Raw genomic sequence first — 19,643 nt, 5'->3', positions numbered from 1 at the left:
CGCTTCTTCATGTCCAATCTCCTGACGACGTGATTGGACTCTAAATCGCCGCGCTACTCAAATCGGGGGAGACGTCGCCTGCAGTAGCAACCGCGCTACCACCTAAAGCGATGTCTTTAAGAGCGCCAATGGCCGCTGCATTTTGTGAAAGAGCAGTGAGAATCCAACAGGAGGTCATAAGCGTATCCCGAGGCGTGGTCGTTCCCGGAGGGGTCTTTGGCTGCGACAGCACAGTCAGTCGTGACAGCAATATTAGGCAATCGCCTAATATTACGCTGTACGAATCAACAGATTGACTCAAACGAAAAAACCCGCACAGCCAATGACTGTGCGGGTTCTGTTCTGGTCGGGGCGAGAGGATTTGAACCTCCGACCACCTGCACCCCATGCAGGTACGCTACCAGGCTGCGCTACGCCCCGTGAGAGATGCGCCGTTGAGATGCATCGCTCGAAAGAACGCGATTATAGCAGAGCTTTTTGCGGGAAAGATAGGGGGCGTGCGCGTTGGACGCATCTTTTTTTGCCTGCGCTTCGCTCGCACGCATCAACTCATTGAATCGCTTCCTTTTTTCGCGTTTCGTAACGTCCTGTGTTTCTTCCGCTGGTCGCCGCTCGACTGCTCGACTTCCCCATGATGGTTATCCCGAATGTCGGATTCGGAAGGCCTCACGATAATGGAAATCTGCCTATATCCATTGCCCATGAGGCTCGGAGACAAGCGATGCCGCACACCCAGGGATTCGGCGACGCACGTGACCTGCTGCTCGCGCAGCGCGCCCATTACGATGTGGCGTACCGTGATTTTCGCTGGCCAGTCCTCACTCACTTCAACTGGGCACTCGATTTCTTCGATCCCCAGGCAGAAGGCAACGACACCCCGGCACTCTGGGTCGTCGAGGAAGACGGACGCGAAACGCGTCTCTCCTTCGCCGACATGTCGGCTCGCTCCAATCGCGTCGCCAACTTCCTGCGCGATCACGGTGTTGCCCGCGGCGATCGCGTGCTGCTCATGCTGCCCAATCAGGTCGAACTGTGGGACCTCATGCTCGCCTGCATGAAGCTCGGCGCCGTCATGATTCCCGCGACAACCCTGCTCGCCGCCAACGACCTCACGGATCGGCTCGAACGGGGCCGCGTGCGCCATGTCGTCACCACGTCGCGAGATGCTATCAAGTTCGCGAATCTGCCCGGCGACTATCAACGTATCGCCGTCGGCGATCACCCGCCCGACGGCTGGACGTCGCTCGCCCCCGCCTACGACGCCCCGGAACACTTCTCGCCCGAAGGCATCACGCTCGCGACCGATCCGCTGCTGCTGTACTTCACGTCCGGCACGACCTCGCGTCCCAAGCTCGTGCTCCATACGCATCAGAGCTATCCCGTCGGTCACCTCGCCACCATGTACTGGATCGGACTCCAGCCGGGCGACGTCCACTGGAACATCAGCTCGCCTGGCTGGGCGAAACACGCATGGAGCTGCTTCTTTGCGCCATGGAATGCCGGCGCCACCATCTTCATCTACAACTTTTCCCGCTTCGACGCGCGTGCCGCCCTCGAGACCGCCGCCCGCTGCGGCGTGACCACGCTGTGTGCGCCGCCTACCGTCTGGCGCATGATGATTCAGGAGGATCTGACCCGTCACCCGGTGAAATTCCGCGAGTTGATCGGCGCAGGCGAACCGCTCAATCCCGAAGTGATCGATCAGGTAAGGCGCGCGTGGAACATCACCATTCGTGACGGCTACGGGCAAACGGAAACGTGCTGTCAGATCGGCAATTCGCCGGGGCAGGTCGTCAAGGCCGGTGCGATGGGACGACCCATGCCCGGGTATCGCGTAGTGCTGCTCGATCCGGATGGCAATGAGGCCGACGAAGGCGAGGTCGCGCTGGTGCTCTCACCGCGTCCAACTGGCCTGATGCAAGGCTACGAAGATGACCCCGAGAAGACCGCCGACGCCATGCGAGACGGCTATTACCACACCGGCGACGTCGCCATGCGCGATGACCGGGGGTATTTCACCTACGTCGGTCGCGCGGACGATGTCTTCAAAGCGTCCGACTACCGCATTAGTCCGTTCGAGCTGGAGAGCGAAATCATCAAACATCCGGCTGTGGCCGAAGCCGGTGTGGTACCAAGCCCGGACCCCGTCCGGCTGGCCGTGCCGAAGGCCTTCGTGACACTGCGCTCCGGGTTTCAGGCGGACGATAAACTCGCGCTCGACATTCTCCGTTTCTGCCGCGATCAACTCGCGCCGTACAAGCGCATTCGCCGCATCGAATTCTGCGATTTGCCGAAGACGATCTCCGGCAAGATCCGGCGCGTGGAGTTGCGTCGCACGGAGGAGGGGCGCAGTCTCGAACTGCGCCGCGATATGGAGTTCTGGGACGTCGATTTCGCCGACTTGAAGTGAGCTGCGGCGACGCGATTCGCCTGTTCAGGGATTGGGCTCGCCGTAAGACCTTGCGGCGCGAAAGGGCATATGGTCGTACGGGCGAAAGTGCATGAACGCGGCCACATGAAGGCATCCGCATGGGCGCATCACACATCGCTCCGGATTGCTGCCCCCGTCAGCGAGGTCGCCGAAGATGCTCAACGCATGTGCTGAATCACCAGTTCAGCACCGAGCATGGCGAGGCCGACGAAGAAGCATCGACGGAACACCGGTGCGCTTACGCGGTTTCGCACCCACTGCCCGAAAAACATGCCGCCAAGTGCCGGGGCCAGCGCCAGCAGCGATACCCCGATGGCATGACCATGGAAGATGCCGTCGCGCGCCAGCCCGGCCGCCAGCGCGATGGTCGAGACGGTGAAGGACAGCCCCAGCGCCTGTACGAGATCGTCCTTGTCGAGATCGAGCGCCTGAAGGAACGGCACGGCCGGGATCACGAACACGCCGGTCGCCGCCGTCACCAATCCGGTGACCACGCCAATACCGCCGCCGAGCGCACTCACGCGCGAACCGGACCACGCTTTCGGGACTTGCAGACGCACCGCCGCCAGCCCGAGCGCTGCATAAGCCAGCAACGCGACGCCCAACGCCATGCCCGCCAGATTGCCGCCGTTGGCGAGCCAGCCACCGCCCGCCCATGTACCGATGCAGATGCCGACCAGCATCGGCCACAGGCGTTTCGCCAGTGCGGCAAAGCGGGGGCCCGCCAACAGTTGCCAGACGTTGGTGACCAGCGACGGCACGATGAGCAGGGCAGCCGCCTCGGCGGTCGGCATCGCGAGACCGAGCAGACCGACGGCCACCGTCGGCAAGCCCAGCCCGATGACACCTTTGACGAATCCGGCAAGCAGGAAGGTTACGACGCCCAGGGCGAGCAGGGGCAGGAGATCGGTGAGGTATTGAGTATTCATCATGACGCCAGTATCGAGGCGCGCCGGTGCGCCGCCAATGCGGCATTCACGCAGGCGGACTCAGGCAGATACTGAGGCTCGACGTCAGCCCTCAAGGGCCTTCCGGGGACTCGACGTTGCGCTTTGTTGAGGCCGAGGTTGAAGCCAATATCGGGACGGATCGTCAACCCGTCACCGATGTCGGCATGGTCCGGACGTCCCGAAAAGCGGACCCGAGGTGGCGTCCGACGCGGTTTGGCGTTTTCAGTTATGCTCAGGCCAAATTCGCGCCGTGCCGCGCATCGTGCGCGTCCTCCGGAGTCCACATTCCGGGGGGCGTGCCGCTGCCGTCGGCACCCCGTAGACCTCCGTATGCCGCTCGTCGCCGACGCCCACACCGATCGTGACTCTCATCACTCGTCACGATGGTCTCGCCGGCGACCGCCATGCCAAAGCACTGCGCTTGTCCAGAGGGATGGAAGTTGGAAAACCAGAATCGTCAAAACGAACACACCGCTCACGCCGGCCAATCTGACGCTCACGCGTTGCTCGATCAGCGCCTCGCGCTTCTCATGCAACCGGCGCATCGCGACCTGCTCGGTCAGGGCCTGTCGGGCATCGAACGGGAAACGCTGCGCGTCGAAGACAACGGCGCACTCGCTCTGACGCCGCATCCGCGTGCGCTGGGCTCCGCCCTGACCAACGAAGAAATCACGACCGATTACTCGGAAGCGCTGCTCGAATTCATTACGCCGCCGCAACGCGACGCCGCCGATGTCATCGCCCGTCTCGACGAAATCCATCAGTTCGCCTATCGCAAACTCGGCGCAGAACTGCTGTGGAGCGATTCGATGCCGCCCGCGCTGCCGCCCGAAGCGGTCATTCCCATTGCCGATTACGGCACGTCGCATATCGGCATGCTCAAGCATGTCTATCGCCGGGGACTGGCGCTGCGCTATGGCAAACCGATGCAATGCATCGCCGGCATTCACTACAACTTCTCGCTCGCCGAGCCGGTGTGGGAGTTGCTGCGCGAAGCGGAAGGGGCGAAGGCGTCCGCACGCGACTATCAGTCGGCGCGTTACGTCGCGCTGATCCGCAATTTCCGCCGTTATAGCTGGCTGCTGATGTATCTGTTCGGGGCCTCGCCGGTGCTGCACGCCGAGTTCCTGCGCGGACGTAATCATGGCCTCGATGCCTATGACGAGGGCACGCTCGGCCTGCCGTACGCTACGAGTCTGCGCATGAGCGATCTGGGCTACCAGAACAGCGCGCAATCGGAAGTCTCGCCTTGCTATGACTGCCTGCCGAGCTATATCGATGCGCTCACGCAAGCGGTCAGCCAGCCGCATCCGGCTTACGAGGCACTCGGGACGAAGCGCGACGGCGAGTGGATTCAACTCTCGACGAACCTGCTGCAAATCGAAAACGAGTTCTATGCGACGATCCGCCCGAAGCGCGTGACGTACAGCGGCGAGCGTCCGGTGCAGGCGCTGGCGCGTCGCGGTGTTCAGTACGTCGAAGTGCGCTGCATCGACATCGATCCGTTCCAGCCGGTGGGTATCGACGTCGACACGGCGCGATTCATCGACGCCTTCCTGCTGTTCTGCGCGCTGGAAAACAGCCCGTCGTGCTCGAACGCCGAGAACATGGAAAACCGCGACAACTTCGCGCATGTCGTGAAAGAAGGTCGCAAGCCGGGGCTGGTGCTGCATCGCGGCGGCGAAGCGATCACGCTGTTCGACTGGGCCGAGGAACTGCTCGATCGTATCGATCGCACGGCAGCAGCGTTCGACGCACAACGTGGCGGCGCGCACTACGCACACTCGATGGCGCTGCAACGTGCCAAGGTGCAGGATGTATCGCTCACGCCATCTGCCCGTGTGATGGCGGCGCTCGAACCGCTGCGAGGGACGCAGGGCGGTGCGTTTCAGGCGTTCTCGCTGGCGCAGAGCAAGCGTCACGCACAAACGCTGCGGGGCATGCCCCTCGATCCGGCCGTGGTCGATCACTTCGAGACGCTCGCGCGCAAGTCGCTCGACGCACAGGCCGAACTCGAACGCACGCAGGTCGGTGACTTCGATGCCTTCGTGGCGGCCTACCGGGCAGGCACGCTGGGCACGGTGACTGTCTGAACTGGCTGACGATTACGCCGGGCGGATGCGCCCGGCGAAACCTGAGAAAAGCGCCTTGCGAGGCGCTTTTTTCTTATCCGAGAACGCCTAACTGCCAGCCGAAAAACACAGCCAGTCCCGCGCCGATGGTGAGCAGTTGATGCCGCGTGGCCGTGCACACGGCAATCGCCACGAGTGCCGCCACGAGTTGCGGATTGCGCCACGTCAGTTCGAGACCGTTGCCATGCGGCGCGAGCGTCATCGGCACGATGATCGCGGTCAGTACGGTGACGGGGACGAACGACAACGCCTCACGCAGCCATTCCGGAAATCGCACGCGATCGCCAAGCACGAAGATGCTGGCTTTGACCGCGAACGTCACGGCTGCCATCCCGAGAATTGCCAGCACGTAGTTCATTGCGTGGCTCCTGCGGAAACTTCCTCTGCGCGTATGCCGGAATGGTCGTCCGACGCGTTGCGCTCAACCGGTTCGCTCGTCTTCGGGCCGGACGTCGGGCGCGCACCGTCACGGCGTCTGGCATGCAGCGCCAGCATGCCCGCGGCGATGCCCAGCGTGACTGCGACCAGCAGGCCCAGCTTGTAGGGCAGTCCCTGACACATATACGCTGCCGTGCCCGCGACGACGGTTGCGACGGCCCACGGCATACGCGCCATCTGCGGCACGATGATCGCAATGAACGTGGCCACCATCGCGAAATCCAGTCCCAGCGTTTGCAGGCGAGGGAAGGCGGCGCCAAACAGCAGGCCGACGAGCGTCCACAACTGCCAGTTCACGTACATCGAAAGGCCGGAACCGAGGAAGTACCAGTGTCCCATCGGGTCATCGGGGTGGCGATGGAAGTGGCTGCTGGTGACGGCAAAGGTCTCGTCCGTCAGCAAGAAGCCCATCAGTGCACGCCAGCGCAGACTCAGATGCTTGACGTGAGGCAGCAGATTGGCGGCGTACAGCATGTGACGCAGATTGACGATCAGCGTCGTTGCCCAGAGCACGGCGTAGCCGACGCCCGTCGCAAAGAGACCGGCAGCGATGAACTGGCTGGAGCCGGCGAATACGGAAAGCGACATCAGTTGGCCATGCCACAGCGCGAGTGGTGTGGTGGCGACGAGCGCCCCGAAGATCAGGCCGAACGGGGCCGCGCCGACGATCATCGGCAAGGTGTCGCGGGCGCCTGCGGCAAAGCTTGCCGTGCGGGACAGAACCGGCATGGTGAGACGTTCCTGGGTTTGGGCTTGAGTGGATTGGCGCGAATCTGAGCAAAATCCTGGCGAATTGCATGTCGCACCCCGAGCATAGCGGTAACGTGCGGGGCAGGCTTGTACGTTCTTGCGCTCGGTGCTGTATGAGGGAGGGGAATGCAAAACGGCCACCTCACAGGTGGCCGCTTCACGAAAATCCCGGTGTTGACGAGGCGCTGCGTCGCGATGGACGGGCGTCTCGTCGGTAGCTCAAGGATGCTTGAACATATCGAGGATACGCGCCTTTTCGCTGGCGTCGGTACCGCCGGGTGAGGGCGGTTGCGCCGCAGCGGGCGGCGGGGCGGCCGGCGACGGCGCGTTGCTGCCGAAGAACGGCAACGAGAAGCCGCCGCTGTTGTCGTCGATGCCGATGCTGGCGACGAAACCGTTGCCGGGCAGCTTGTCCGACTCGTACAGCTCGCCGTTCACTACGCTGACGCCTTCAGGCATCGGCATTTGCTGCTGCGGCACGCCGTTGAGTGCCACGCCCATGTACTTGATCCACACCGGCAGCGCCAGTTGCGCACCGAACTCGCGGCTGCCCAGCGTCTTCGGCTGATCGAAGCCCAGCCATGCGACGGCGACGAGCGATCGCTGATAGCCGGCGAACCAGCCGTCCACGGCGTCGTTGGTCGTCCCCGTCTTGCCGCCGATGTCGGTGCGCTTGAGCACGTTCGTGCCCGAGCCGGTGCCGCGTTGCGCCACCGTTTGCAGCAGGCTGTTCATGATGTACGCGTTCGGCGCGGAGATCGCGCGGGCGGCGTTGACGCCGGCGACGACCGGCGTCGCCTTGTTCAGCACGTTGCCGCGCGCATCGCGAATCTCGCTGATGAGGTACGGCGCTACGCGGTAGCCGCCGTTCGCGAACACGGCATACGCGCCCGCCAGTTGCAGCGGCGTGGTCTGGCCAGCGCCCAGCGCCATCGGCAGGTACGGCGGCAACTTGTCGGCGTCGAAGCCGAAGCGCGTGGCGTAGTCCTGGGTGTACTGCGTGCCGGCGAATTGCAGCAAACGAATCGCCACCAGGTTCTTCGAGCGTTGCAGACCTTCGCGCACGGTCATCGGGCCGCTGAAAGCATCGTCGTCATGCGGATCCCACGCCTGACCGCCCGTTTGTGCCGGAGGCAGGTTCAGCGGGCCGTCCATCACCATCGTGGCCGGGCTCACACCCTTTTCGATCGCCGCCGAGTAGACCACCGGCTTGAAGGTCGACCCCGGCTGACGCCATGCCTGCGTCGCCCGGTTGAACTTGCTCTGGTTGAAGTCGAAGCCGCCGATCAGCGCGCGGATCGCGCCGTCGTCCGGTGCCAGCGAGACGAGGGAGCCTTGCACTTCCGGCAACTGCGAGATACGCCACTTGCCGCGCGCATCCTTCATCACGCGAATGATCGAGCCCGGACGGATGCGAACCTTATCGCTGGCCTTGGGCGACAGTGCCGGGGCGGCGAAGCCGATGCCATCGCCGTTGATCACGGCGGCGTCGCCCGACAGCGGCACGGCGGTGACTTGCGACGTGCTCGCCGCCACGACCACGGCCGCGACCAGATCGCCGTTGTCGGGGTGTTCGAGCAGCGTGTCTTCGATCAGTTGCTGACGATCGGGCATTGCTGCCGGCAGTTCGACGAAACCCTCCGGGCCTCGATAGGCATGGCGGCGCTCGTAATCGAGCACGCCCGCGCGTACCGCTTCATAGGCCGCCTGCTGCTTCTTCGAGTCGAGCGTCGTGATGACGGTCAGACCGCGCGTGTAGGCGTCGTCCTTGTACTCGTCGTACACCGCCTGACGCACCATCTCGGCCACGTACTCCGCATGCACGTTGTACTCGTTGCCGGACGTGCGCGTGCGAATCGGCTCATGCAGGGCGTCTTCGTACTGATTGCGGGAGATGTAGCCCAGATCGAGCATGCGCTTGAGAATGTATTCCTGACGAATCTTCGCGCGCTTGGGGTTGACGATCGGGTTGTAGGCGGACGGCGCCTTGGGCAGACCCGCGAGCATCGCAGCTTCGCCCAGCGAGATGTCCTTGAGGTCCTTGCCGAAATAGATGCGCGCTGCGCTGGCAAAACCGTAGGCACGTTGCCCCAGATAGATCTGGTTCATGTACAGCTCGAGAATCTTGTCCTTCGACAGCGCGGACTCGATCTTGTACGCGAGCAGCATTTCGTAAATCTTGCGGGTGGCCGTCTTCTCACGCGAGAGGAAGAAGTTGCGCGCAACCTGCATCGTGATGGTGCTGGCGCCCTGCGCGGCGCCGCCGTGCAATACGTCGGATACGCCGGCGCGCAGAATACCGATAAAATCCACGCCGCCGTGATCGTAGAAACGGTAATCCTCGATGGCGAGGACCGCCTTTTTCATCACGTCGGGAATCTGGTCGATGGTCACCAGACTGCGGCGTTCTTCACCGAATTCGCCGATCAACACGTTGTCGGCGGTGTAGACGCGCAACGGCACCTTGGGGCGATAGTCGGTGATCACATCGAGCGGCGGCAGATTCGGTCGCATGACGATCAGCGCATAGCCGACGATCAGGGCCGCAACGACGGCCAGCCCGGCCAGCGTGGCGAGGATGACGGCAATCGTGCCGAATCCGCGCTGGCGTCGCAGACCGTGGAGGGAAGGCGTGGCGGCGTGCGGCGACGGCGCCTGCTGCTTGGTGACGGGGGACTTACGGTGCGCGTGATGCGGCGCACGAGGCGGCAAACAATGCTTCAAGGACATACCCAACGAAAAATGCAGGATGGGAACAGGCCGGCCGGCCTAGCGCTGCGTGGATCCCCGCCGCGCGGCGAAATCGGTGCAGTATGCCACGCCCGGGGCATCACCCTCCAAAAAAATGGGAGGGGCGAGGTCGCAACGAGGGCGGCGAACCGCGACGGGTTAGAGCGACGCGAGCGTCCGGCGTTCGCAGAACCCCCGGTGATCGCGTACGCAATACCCATCGATGACAGCGTAACGGTGTCGCGAACGTTCAGCGACGAGCTTCGGTCGCCATGCGCAGCGCCAGTGCGCCGAGCACGCCCCCCATGAGATAGCGCTGGATGCGCAGCCACGCGGGGCGTAGACCGAGGAATCGGGAGATGGCGCCGGCAGACAGCGCGATCGAAGCGTTCACCGCCACGCTCGCCACGATCTGCGTGACGCCGAGCGCCAGCGATTGCGTAAGCACACTGCCATGCTCGGGGTGCACGAACTGGGGCAGCAGCGCGAGATAGAGCATCGCAATTTTCGGATTGAGCACAGACGTCAGCAGGCCCATCGTGAAAAGGCGGCGATTGCTGTCTTTGGGCAGCGTACGGACCTCGAACGGCGAGCGGCCGCCCGGCTTGAGCGCCTGCCACGACAGCCAGAGCAGGTAGAGCGCACCGCCGATACGCAGTGCGTCATAAGCAAACGGTATGGCAAAGAGCAGGGCCGTGATACCGAACGCCGCGCACAACATGTAGAAGACGAAACCGAGCGCTACGCCCCCCAGCGAAACCAGACCGGCCGCGGGGCCCTGGCATAGCGAGCGCGAGATGAGATACATCATGTTCGGTCCCGGCGTCAGGGCCATGCCGATGGCGACCAGGGCGAAGGCCAGCCAGGTGGAGATATCAGGCATTGGAGTGGCGTCCCGAACGCTCGATGCGTTCGAGTCTCTTGTTAAGGGCAGGCTGCAAGATACCACGCTGACTGCGGACTCGCCGGTTCAGTGAGACCGAGCTGTCACAGCGTGCGAATTCAGCCCAGCCGTTTGAGAAAAACCGTCATCTCCTTCTCGGCTTGCCGGTCGCCGTGGGCCTGTGCTGCGGTAATGCCTTGGGTCCACGCATCGCGCGCGCCTTCGATATCGCCGGCACCCTGACGCGCCTTGCCGAGCAACTTCCACGCCGCGGTATAGGTGGGATCGAACGCCACGCACTGCGTCAGATGCTCAGCGGCGATCGCATAGTCTTGCGCGTCGAGATACGCCTTGCCCAAACCAAAACGCAGCAGCGCATTGTCTTTGCCGGCGGCCAACAGTTTCTCAAGTCCTTCGATCATGATTTTAATATATTGAATATATATATAAAAAACGTAATAAGATCTCGCAGGCTCCCCCAAGTCACCCGCAGCATTGCGCGGTCCTTCAGTGCCGATTTTTCGGCGCACCCCGGGACTTTCGTTTCGGTCCGCAACACGTCGCCATCCGTACATCCCGGAGGCGAATCTGTTGATATCAATCAATCCAGCGCGCACCGACATCTTGGCCTGAAGGCACGTAAACCCGCAGGATGCTCAAGTCTGGCGTGCGAAACGCCGATGTGACAAGTATGACCGGCCCGTCAGAGGCCGGACAGGGGTGAGATACCCATTACGTAAGACGGAGACGACAGCATGTTTCGAAGCTTTTCGATCAAGGCGCGCCTTGGCATCACCATGGCGCTGTTGGCTGTTTTATTGATTCTGCTGGGCGTATTGGGCATTGCCGGCATGACACGCACCGGCGATGCGCTGCGCGAGACGTACGCCAATCATCTGGCCGCCACGGTGGCGCTCGGCAAGGACAACGCCACGCTCGCACGCACTCGCGCCATTCTTGATCGGGTGGTCCTCCATCCCGAATCGCCGGATGCCGACAAGGTCGCCGCGCGTGCGCGCAGCATGATCAAGGAGGCGAATGCGGCATGGGTGGCGTATCAGGCCCTGCCGCATGGTGCCGAGGAACAGCGTCTGGCAGACGAGGTTGCCACGCGCCGCGCCGCGTTCTTCGATCAGGGCATGGATCCGATGCTCGCCGCCATCGACGCCCGCGACCGCACCGCGATGGACGAGCTCACCATGAACGTCCTGCCTAAACAGTACGCCACGCTCACGAGCGCGAGCGACGCGCTGGCCGCGTACAAAATGAAGCTGGGGCACGACACCTATGAGGCGTCGATGACCGAGCTCATGGCGTTTCGCTGGCTGAGCATCGGGGCGACGGTATTGGGCGTGCTCATGGCCATCGCCTGCTATTTCTCGTTGCGCGGCGCGATCATGCGTCCGCTGAACGAAGCGCTGACGCATTTCGAGCACATCTCCGCCGGCCAGCTCGACAACCCGGTGCAAGTGCGCGGCAAGGACGAGATGTCGATGCTCATGCGCGGGCTGGAGACGATGCAATCCCGGTTGGCCGGCACGATTCGCGGCGTGCGTCATAGCTGCGACGCGATGGCGACAGCCACCGCAGAAATTTCGGCGGGCAATACCGACTTGTCGGCGCGTACCGAACAGCAGGCAGCGTCGCTGGAGGAGACGGCGTCGTCGATGGAGCAGTTGACGGCCACCGTCAAGCAGAATGCGGACAACGCGCGGCAGGCCAGCCAGTTGGCCGTGAACGCGTCGGACATCGCCGCGCGCGGCGGTCAGGTCGTGGCGCGCGTGGTCGACACGATGCAGGGCATTTCGGCGAGTTCGTCGCAGGTGGTGGACATCATTGCGGTCATCGACGGCATTGCGTTCCAGACCAACATCCTGGCGCTCAACGCGGCCGTGGAAGCGGCCCGCGCCGGCGAGCAGGGACGCGGCTTCGCCGTGGTGGCAGGCGAGGTGCGCACGCTGGCGCAGCGCAGCGCGACGGCCGCGCGGGAAATCAAGGGGCTGATCGAGGCGTCGGCGCAGAAGGTGGCCGACGGCTCGTCGCTGGTCACGGAAGCGGGCCGCACGATGGACGAGATTCTTCAGGCGGTGCAGCGCGTGACCGACATCATGGGCGAGATTTCGGCGGCGTCCGACGAGCAGAGCGGCGGGATCGAGCAGGTGAATCAGGCCGTCACGCAGATGGACACCGTCACGCAGCAGAACGCGGCACTGGTGGAGCAGGCCGCGGCGGCCGCGGCGTCGCTGGAGGATCAGACGAATGCCCTTCGCGAGGAAATGGCGCGTTTCCGGCTGGGAGACGAGGGCACGGTGGCGGGCGGCGCGCGCCGTCCGTCCTTGCACTCGGTGGTTGGCACGACATTGTCGCTGGCTGCCTGAGTCGTCTCGCAGTGAGACGCTGGAAGCGCACCTTCGGGATGGCCTGCGTTGTTGGCAAAGCGCATTGCGATGGTATCCCCGGGAAGGCATCGGATGGGCGTGTTCATGGCGGTGGCGCGCCGAACCGGGTAACATTGCCCATCTTTTGCTCAGTTGAGGATGTCGAAGTATGAAGCGAGTGGCGCTGATGGCGACGATGGCAGTGCTGACCGGCGTAATGGCTGGTTTGGCCGGTTGCGGCCCGATCAATCAGATGAGCCGGCCCGACCCGGCAACGGGGCGACTGCTCGACCAAGGCACCAGTGCAGACCGTTTCATGGTGCTCAACTGCATCTATCACGGCTGGAGCGAGTTGTCGCCGAACGTCGACTCGACGTCGTATGCGCGTGACGGCTGGGATCGCGTGCGCGTATATGCCGGTCCCGACAAAGCCGGGCAGGCCACGTACAACCCGTATGTCGACATCGCGCAGGGCGGCTTCGGCGCACGTATCCAGTATTTCGAAACGCCCGGCAGCAACCTCTCGCGCGACTATGAGAAGACGGTCAAGCGCTGCCTTGTGCCTTACTCAGGAAGTAACGACTGATCGTCGTTTTGGTAATCCCCGGCGAACGTTCGCCATCTGAAAGAATGAGAAGCCCCGGCATGGTTGTGCCGGGGCTTCGTCGTTTCTGCGGCATGCCCGTCACCGTCGTCGATGACAGGCTCGCCGCATAGTGATTTGTCTTTAGAAATAAAAATAATGACATTCAAGATTCATATATTGATTTTCCATATGAGCATGACTGATCCTGGAAAAAGTGCGCTCTGAGGCGTAACAGAAATACGCGGGAAGCTCGCGCGATGACGGCGTGTTCGCGGGCCAATCGGGGGCAGGTGAGGTGAAATCGGGGTCGGATGCGCGCATGATCGCAGCGAGGTGTGCGGCGTTTTTGGCGGTCGGCGGCGCAGGAATGCGACCCATGCGGCGGACACCCCGCAAGTCCCCGTGTGACGGCTTTCCAGGTCGGTGACTGCTGGGAAAACGTGCTATGCTCCTCGCCGTGATTGATCAGGTCCTTCCAAGCACCACTTGATTCTCGCAATCCGCTAATCGGTCAGGCCGTGTCGCGGAAGGTTTCGTAACCCGCTATTTCTCGAGACACTCGTAGAAAAGGTGAGCGCAAAATGAGTTTGATGGAACAATTCCAAGCGAACTCGTACCTCTTCGGCGGCAATGCCCCCTACGTCGAAGAACTGTACGAATCGTATCTTGATAATCCGGCTTCCGTGCCGGACAACTGGCGCCAGTATTTCGACGCGCTGCAAAACGTTCCCGCTGTTGATGGTTCCAACGCCAACGACGTGGCTCACGCCCCGATCGTGGAGTCGTTCGCCCAGCGCGCCAAGGCCAATGCCTTCGTGTCGCATGCCGGCGCGTCCGACCTGGCCGTTGCCCGCAAGCAGGTGCACGTGCAGTCGCTCGTCGCTGCCTACCGCTTCCTCGGCGCACGCTGGGCCAATCTGGACCCGCTCAAGCGTCAGGAACGTCCGGCCATTCCGGAACTGGAACCCGCGTTCTACGACCTGACCGAAGCCGACATGGACAGCGTGTACTCGGCCGAGAACACGTACTTCGGTTTCGAACAAGCCAGCCTGCGCGATCTGCTCAAGGCGCTGCGCGACACGTACTGCGGCTCGATCGGCGCCGAATACATGTACATCAGCGATCCGGTGCAAAAGCGCTGGTGGCAAGAGCGTCTGGAGAAGGTGCGTGCCACGCCCAACTTCACCGCTGAAAAGAAGAAGCACATCCTCGAACGCCTGACGGCTGCTGAAGGCCTCGAGCGTTATCTGCACACCAAGTTCGTCGGCCAGAAGCGCTTCTCGCTCGAAGGCGGCGAATCGTTCATCGTGGCGATGGACGAGCTCGTCCACCACGCCGGTGGCAAGGGCGTGCAGGAAATCGTGATCGGCATGGCCCACCGCGGCCGTCTGAACGTGCTGGTCAACACCCTCGGCAAGATGCCGTCGGACCTGTTTGCCGAATTCGAAGGCAAGCACGTCGACGACCTGCCGGCCGGTGACGTGAAGTACCACAAGGGCTTCTCGAGCGACGTCTCGACGACCGGCGGTCCGGTCCACCTGTCGCTGGCGTTCAACCCGTCGCACCTGGAAATCGTGAACCCGGTGGTCGAAGGTTCGGCCAAGGCCCGTATGGACCGTCGCGGCGAAGCCGACGCGGCCAGCGTGCTGGCTGTGCAAGTGCACGGCGATGCCGCCTTCGCAGGTCAGGGCGTCGTGATGGAAACGCTGAACCTCGCGCAAACGCGTGGTTACGGCACGCACGGCACGGTGCACATCGTCATCAACAACCAGATCGGTTTCACCACGTCGGATCCGCGTGACGCCCGTTCGACGACGTACTGCTCGGACGTGGTCAAGATGATCGAAGCGCCGGTGCTGCACGTGAACGGCGACGACCCGGAAGCCGTGGTGCTGGCCATGCAACTGGCCCTCGAATTCCGTCAGGAATTCAAGAAGGATGCCGTCGTCGACATCGTTTGCTTCCGCAAGCTGGGTCACAACGAGCAGGACACCCCGGCGGTCACGCAGCCGCTGATGTACAAGAAGATTGCCCAACACCCGGGCACGCGCGCGCTGTACGTCGAGAAGCTGGTCACGCAAGGCGTGATCACCGCCGAAGAAGGCGATGGCTTCGTGAAGGCCTACCGTTCGGCTATGGACGACGGTCACCACACGATCGACCCGGTGCTCTCGAACTACAAGAGCAAGTACGCCGTGGACTGGGTGCCGTTCCTGAACAAGAAGTATGTCGACAAGGCCGATACGGCCGTGCCGCTTCCCGAAATCCAGCGACTGGCCGATCGTATTACAACGATCCCGGAGAACTTCAAGGTTCACCCGCTCGTTGAGAAGGTCATCAACGACCGTCGCAAGATGGGCAAGGGCGAGCAGCCGCTCGACTGGGGTATGGGCGAACACCTCGCCTACGCTTCGCTCGTGGCTTCGGGCTTCGCCGTACGCCTGACCGGTCAGGATGCCGGCCGTGGCACGTTCACGCACCGCCACGCCGTGCTGCACGATCAGAATCGTGAGCGCTGGAACGACGGTACGTACACCCCGCTGCAACACGTGGCAGACGGTCAGGCCAACTTCACGGTCATCGACTCGGTGCTGTCCGAAGAGGCTGTGCTGGGCTTCGAATACGGTTACTCGACCGCCGAGCCGAACACGATGGTGCTGTGGGAAGGCCAGTTCGGCGACTTCGCCAACGGTGCTCAGGTCGTGATCGACCAGTTCATCTCGAGCGGTGAAGTGAAGTGGGGCCGTGTCTCGGGCCTGACGATGTTGCTGCCGCACGGCTACGAAGGCCAGGGTCCGGAGCACTCGTCGGCGCGCATGGAACGCTACCTGCAACTGTGCGCCGATACGAACATGGAAGTGGTTCAGCCGACCACGCCGGCACAGATTTTCCACGTGCTGCGTCGTCAGATGATCCGCCAGCAGCGCAAGCCGCTGATCGTGTTCACGCCGAAGTCGCTGCTGCGTCACAAGGAAGCTGTGAGCGATCTGTCGGAACTCGTCAAGGGCGGTTTCCAGACCGTCATCGGCGAAACCGACGCTACGATCGATGCCAACAAGGTCAAGCGTGTCATCGCTTGCTCGGGCCGCCTGTACTACGACCTGATTGCTCGCCGTCGTGAAGAGAAGTCGAACGACATCGCAATCGTCCGTGTGGAACAAATCTATCCGTTCCCGCACAAGGCGTTCCAGGCCGAGCTGAAGAAGTACGACAACCTCACCGAAGTGGTGTGGGCCCAGGACGAACCGCAAAACCAAGGTCCGTGGTTCTACATCGAACACCACCTGCTCGAAGCCATGAGCGCCGGTCAGAAACTGGCATACGCCGGTCGCCCGGCATCGGCCTCGCCTGCGGTGGGCTACTACGCCAAGCACTACGAACAGCTCAAGTCGCTGCTCGATACCGCTTTCGGTCGCAGCGTGAAGGGCGCGACTGTGGTGCAGTAACCGGTTAGGTCTTACAGCGGTCGTCCTCCCCCAGGGACGGCCGCTGCCGTATTTCCGAATTGAACGTTTATCGAATCCAGGATCCAGAAATGGCCATCGTAGAAGTTAAAGTCCCCCAGTTTTCCGAGTCGGTTTCCGAAGGCACGCTGCTCGACTGGAAGAAGAAAGTCGGCGAAGCATTCGCTCAGGACGAAACCATCATTGAAGTCGAGACCGACAAGGTCGTGCTCGAAGTGCCGGCCCCGGCGGCTGGCGTGCTCGTCGAAGTGACGGCTAATGCCGGCGACACCGTGACGTCGGAACAAATCATTGCCAAGATCGACACCGAAGCCAAGGCAGGCGCTGCTGCGCCGGTCGCCGCCAAGCCGGCTGAAGCCGCTGCGCCGGCTGCCGCTGCTGCCCCGGCCGCTGCCCCCGCAGCCGGTGGTGCTTCGGGCAACATCGCCAGCCCGGCCGCTGCCAAGGTGCTGGCCGAGAAGAACCTGTCGGCCGGTGATGTCGCCGGTTCGGGCCGTGACGGCCGCGTGACCAAGGGCGACGCCCTGGCCGCTGGCGCCAAGCCCGCCGCTGCTGCCGCTTCGTCGATCCCGGCGCCGGCACAACGTGCCGCATTGCCGTCGGTCTCCGCCCCGGCTGGCCGTGACCAGTCGCTGGAAGGCCGTCCGGAACAGCGCGTGCCGATGTCGCGTCTGCGCGCCCGTATCGCCGAGCGCCTGCTGCAATCGCAACAGACCAACGCCATTCTGACCACGTTCAACGAGGTCAACATGAAGCCGGTGATGGATCTGCGCAACAAGTACAAGGACAAGTTCGAGAAGGAACACGGCGTGAAGCTGGGTTTCATGTCGTTCTTCGTCAAGGCCGCTGTGCACGCACTCAAGAAGTACCCGGCCGTGAACGCCTCGATCGACGGTAACGACATCGTCTATCACGGCTACTTCGACATCGGTATCGCTGTCGGTTCGCCGCGTGGTCTGGTGGTGCCGATCCTGCGCAACGCCGACCAGATGAGCCTGGCCGACATCGAGAAGAAGATCGCCGAGTACGGCAAGAAGGCTGCCGACGGCAAGCTGTCGATCGAAGAAATGACCGGCGGTACGTTCTCGATCTCGAACGGTGGTGTGTTCGGTTCGATGCTGTCGACCCCGATCATCAACCCGCCGCAGTCGGCCATTCTGGGCGTGCACGCCACGAAGGACCGCGCCGTCGTGGAAAACGGCGAGATCGTCATCCGTCCGATGAACTACCTCGCCATGAGCTACGACCACCGTATCATCGACGGTCGCGAAGCCGTGCTGAGCCTCGTCGCGATGAAGGAAGCGCTGGAAGATCCGGCCCGCCTGCTGCTCGACCTGTAAGCGTTAGCGCGCACTGCGCGGTGTCGTCCGGTCATGCTCGATGTGACCGGCGCGCCGCGCCTCCCCCTGCCGTCAACCCTCACTGAGTCTCAAAATGGCAAATAAAGAATTTGATGTCGTCGTTATCGGCGCAGGCCCCGGCGGTTATATCGCCGCTATCCGCGCTGCTCAACTCGGTTTCAGCGTCGCTTGCGTCGAAAAGTGGACCAACCCGGCCGGCAAGATGGTGCTGGGTGGTACATGCCTGAACGTCGGTTGCATTCCGTCGAAGGCATTGCTCGCGTCGTCGGAAGAGTTCGAAAAGGTCGGTCATCACCTGGCCGATCACGGTATCACCACGTCGGATGTCAAGATCGACATCGCGAAGATGCTCACGCGCAAGCAACGCATCGTCGACAAGATGACGGGCGGTATCGAGTTCCTGTTCAAGAAGAACAAGATCACGTGGCTCAAGGGCCATGGTGAGCTCAAGGCCAAGAGCGATGGTGGCTACCAGATCGAAGTGACGCCGCCGAAGCCGGAAGATCCGAAGGAAGTGGTCACCGCCAAGAACGTGATCATCGCCACGGGTTCGAAGGCGCGTCACCTGCCGGGCATGCCGGTCGACAACAAGCTCATCTCGGATAACGAGGGTGCGCTCTCGTTCGACACCGTGCCGAAGAAGCTGGGCGTGATCGGCGCTGGCGTGATCGGTCTGGAACTGGGTTCGGTGTGGCGTCGTCTGGGTGCTGAAGTCACGGTGCTCGAAGCCATGCCGGAATTCCTGGCTGCCGCCGATGCGGGCGTTGCCAAGGAAGCGCAGAAGCAGTTCAAGAAGCAAGGTCTGGACATCAACGTCGGCGTGAAGGTCGGCGAAGTGAAGGCCGGCAAGAACAACGTCACGATCAACTACACGGACAAGGACGGCAAGGAGCACACGCTCGAAGTCGATCGCCTGATCGTGTCGGTCGGTCGCGTGCCGAACACGGACAATCTGGGTCTCGGCAACATCGGTCTGGCGACCGACGAGCGCGGCTTCATTCCCGTGGACGACCACTGCCGTACCAAGCTGCCGAACGTGTACGCGATCGGTGACGTGGTGCGTGGCCCGATGCTCGCGCACAAGGCCGAAGACGAAGGCGTGCTGGTGGCCGAAGTCATCGCCGGTCAGAAGCCGCACATCGACTACAACTGCATTCCGTGGGTGATCTACACCTCGCCGGAAATCGCATGGGTCGGCAAGACCGAGCAGCAACTGAAGGCCGAAGGCCGTGAGTTCAAGCCGGGTCAGTTCCCGTTCGCGGCCAACGGCCGTGCGCTGGGCATGGGCTCGTCGGACGGTTTCGTGAAGGTGCTGGCAGACGCCAAGACCGACGAAATCCTCGGCGTGCACGTGATCGGCCTGAACGCGTCGGATCTGATCGCCGAAGCTGTCGTGGCGATGGAGTTCAAGGCGGCGTCGGAAGACATCGGCCGTATCTGCCATCCGCACCCGTCGCTGTCGGAAGTGATGCGTGAAGCCGCCCTCGATGTCGAGAAGCGTGCACTGAACAAGTAAGCCGCTTTTCGCTTACCTGTACGA

The 19,643-nt window shown here is 62.7% G+C and carries 14 protein-coding genes and 1 tRNA gene; 7 read left to right on the top strand and 8 right to left on the bottom strand.

Annotated elements, in window-relative coordinates:
- Positions 1-343: 343 nt before the first annotated feature.
- Positions 344-420: transfer RNA gene (locus PCA20602_RS06845), tRNA-Pro, on the bottom strand.
- A 301-nt stretch (positions 421-721) separates the two neighbouring features.
- On the opposite strand from PCA20602_RS06845, the gene PCA20602_RS06840 reads away from it, so the two are divergent.
- Complete coding sequence (locus PCA20602_RS06840) at positions 722-2,410, top strand: AMP-binding protein (protein ID WP_150720532.1); 1,689 nt, start codon at positions 722-724, stop codon at positions 2,408-2,410.
- Positions 2,411-2,589: 179 nt separating this feature from the next.
- Here the strand turns inward: PCA20602_RS06840 and PCA20602_RS06835 are convergent, their stop codons facing one another.
- On the bottom strand, positions 2,590-3,363 hold the full coding sequence (locus PCA20602_RS06835) for a sulfite exporter TauE/SafE family protein (protein WP_150720531.1): 774 nt from the start codon (positions 3,361-3,363) through the stop codon (positions 2,590-2,592).
- Between the two features lie 521 nt (positions 3,364-3,884).
- On the opposite strand from PCA20602_RS06835, the gene gshA reads away from it, so the two are divergent.
- A complete protein-coding gene (gene gshA / locus PCA20602_RS06830; protein WP_281354633.1) occupies positions 3,885-5,474 on the top strand; it encodes a glutamate--cysteine ligase in 1,590 nt (529 codons plus the stop codon).
- A gap of 73 nt (positions 5,475-5,547) precedes the next feature.
- Here gshA and PCA20602_RS06825 read toward each other — a convergent pair whose 3' ends face one another.
- The 5 genes from PCA20602_RS06825 to PCA20602_RS26360 form a co-directional block, all read right to left on the bottom strand.
- Positions 5,548-5,871, bottom strand: coding sequence for an AzlD domain-containing protein (locus PCA20602_RS06825; protein WP_150720529.1), 324 nt, complete (start codon positions 5,869-5,871; stop codon positions 5,548-5,550).
- Positions 5,868-6,680 (bottom strand): AzlC family ABC transporter permease, encoded by an 813-nt coding sequence (locus PCA20602_RS06820; protein WP_150720528.1) that lies wholly within the window; start codon positions 6,678-6,680, stop codon positions 5,868-5,870. Before PCA20602_RS06820 ends, PCA20602_RS06825 begins: the two co-directional genes overlap by 4 nt.
- A gap of 240 nt (positions 6,681-6,920) precedes the next feature.
- Positions 6,921-9,431: a penicillin-binding protein 1A gene (locus PCA20602_RS06815; protein WP_425495644.1), complete on the bottom strand. Its 2,511-nt coding sequence runs from the start codon at positions 9,429-9,431 to the stop codon at positions 6,921-6,923.
- Between the two features lie 250 nt (positions 9,432-9,681).
- A complete protein-coding gene (locus PCA20602_RS06810; protein WP_150720527.1) occupies positions 9,682-10,314 on the bottom strand; it encodes a LysE family translocator in 633 nt (210 codons plus the stop codon).
- 119 nt (positions 10,315-10,433) lie between these two features.
- On the bottom strand, positions 10,434-10,937 hold the full coding sequence (locus tag PCA20602_RS26360; protein ID WP_425495643.1) for a hypothetical protein: 504 nt from the start codon (positions 10,935-10,937) through the stop codon (positions 10,434-10,436).
- Between the two features lie 132 nt (positions 10,938-11,069).
- On the opposite strand from PCA20602_RS26360, the gene PCA20602_RS06800 reads away from it, so the two are divergent.
- Both PCA20602_RS06800 and PCA20602_RS06795 read left to right on the top strand, forming a co-directional pair.
- Positions 11,070-12,692, top strand: coding sequence for a methyl-accepting chemotaxis protein (locus PCA20602_RS06800; RefSeq protein WP_150720526.1), 1,623 nt, complete (start codon positions 11,070-11,072; stop codon positions 12,690-12,692).
- A 169-nt stretch (positions 12,693-12,861) separates the two neighbouring features.
- Positions 12,862-13,278, top strand: coding sequence for a hypothetical protein (locus tag PCA20602_RS06795; protein ID WP_150720525.1), 417 nt, complete (start codon positions 12,862-12,864; stop codon positions 13,276-13,278).
- Between the two features lie 141 nt (positions 13,279-13,419).
- On the opposite strand, the gene PCA20602_RS06790 is transcribed toward PCA20602_RS06795, so the two are convergent.
- Positions 13,420-13,656: a hypothetical protein gene (locus PCA20602_RS06790; protein ID WP_150720524.1), complete on the bottom strand. Its 237-nt coding sequence runs from the start codon at positions 13,654-13,656 to the stop codon at positions 13,420-13,422.
- Positions 13,657-13,868: 212 nt separating this feature from the next.
- Here PCA20602_RS06790 and PCA20602_RS06785 point away from each other — a divergent pair, with 212 nt between their 5' ends.
- From PCA20602_RS06785 to lpdA, 3 genes are all read left to right on the top strand, one after another.
- Positions 13,869-16,724, top strand: coding sequence for a 2-oxoglutarate dehydrogenase E1 component (locus PCA20602_RS06785; RefSeq protein WP_425495642.1), 2,856 nt, complete (start codon positions 13,869-13,871; stop codon positions 16,722-16,724).
- An 89-nt stretch (positions 16,725-16,813) separates the two neighbouring features.
- Positions 16,814-18,082, top strand: a complete 1,269-nt coding sequence (gene odhB, locus PCA20602_RS06780) for a 2-oxoglutarate dehydrogenase complex dihydrolipoyllysine-residue succinyltransferase (RefSeq protein ID WP_150720522.1) — start codon at positions 16,814-16,816, stop codon at positions 18,080-18,082.
- 94 nt (positions 18,083-18,176) lie between these two features.
- Positions 18,177-19,619: a dihydrolipoyl dehydrogenase gene (gene lpdA / locus PCA20602_RS06775; RefSeq protein ID WP_150720521.1), complete on the top strand. Its 1,443-nt coding sequence runs from the start codon at positions 18,177-18,179 to the stop codon at positions 19,617-19,619.
- Positions 19,620-19,643: the final 24 nt, after the last annotated feature.

Origin of the sequence: Pandoraea capi (assembly GCF_902459735.1) — a bacterium.
GTDB lineage: Bacteria > Pseudomonadota > Gammaproteobacteria > Burkholderiales > Burkholderiaceae > Pandoraea > Pandoraea capi.
Note: the sequence above shows the minus strand (reverse complement) of the source record. Positions and strands in the feature narration are given on the sequence as shown.